This window comes from Streptomyces cacaoi (genome assembly GCF_006539165.1).
GTDB lineage: Bacteria > Actinomycetota > Actinomycetes > Streptomycetales > Streptomycetaceae > Streptomyces > Streptomyces cacaoi.
In genome coordinates this window covers 1-882 of record NZ_BJMM01000177.1, presented here as the reverse complement: position 1 = coordinate 882, position 882 = coordinate 1, and the positions used below count along the sequence as shown (strand labels likewise).

Here is an 882-nt window from a genome sequence, read left to right as displayed (position 1 = left end):
AGCTCCAACAACTCCGCGTGCAGCCCGGCGTCCACCTCCACCGGCACATGCCCACCCCGGAACGACGCCACCGCAGGACGCGGACGATCCACCGGCAACGCCACACACTCCGGAAGCCCCGCCAACTCCCCACGCCAATACGCCAATTGACGCGCGAACAGACTCTCCGGGTCCGTCGCCTCACCCAGCAGCTCGCGCTGCCACAGCGTGTAATCGGCATACTGCACCGGCAGCGGCGCCCAGTCCGGCTCCGCACCCGCGCACCGGGCCGCGTACGCAGTCGCCAGGTCGTGGGAGAGCGGGCCGGTGGACCAGCCGTCACCGGCGATGTGGTGCACCACGAGCACCAGCACGTGCTCACCCGGCGCCGTCGCGAACAGCCGGGCCCGCAGCGGGATCTCGGCGCCCAGGTCGAAGGGGTGGCGTGCTTCCCTGGCCACCAGTCCGGGCAGCTCGCCGGGGTCGGCCGGTACGACGGGGAGTTCGGGACGCGCCTCCCGCGGGGGCAGGATCCGCTGGCAGGGCCCGTCGTCCGTGTCGGCGAAGACCGTGCGCAGGCTCTCGTGCCGGGCGACCACATCGGCCAGGGCCGCACGCAGCGCCCCGATGTCGAGGGCGCCGGGGGCGCCGGTCAGCCGCAGCGCCAGCGGGATGTTGTAGGTGGCGCTCGGGCCCTCCATCCGGTGCAGGAACCACAGGCGGCGCTGCGCGAACGACAGCGGCAGCACCTCCGGCCGCGCGGCGGCCGTCAGCGCCGGACGGGGACGGCCCGCCCCGGCCAGCCGGGCCGCGAGACCGGCCACCGTCGGCGCCTCGAACAGGGCACGCAGCGTCGGCTCGACGTCCAGCGCGGAGCGGACCCGGGCGATCAGCCGGGTGGCG

1 protein-coding gene is annotated in these 882 nt (G+C 74.9%); it reads right to left on the bottom strand.

Annotated elements, in window-relative coordinates:
• Nucleotides 1–882: condensation domain-containing protein (locus SCA03_RS34810; protein ID WP_230989123.1), on the bottom strand; the 882-nt coding region annotated here is incomplete at both ends.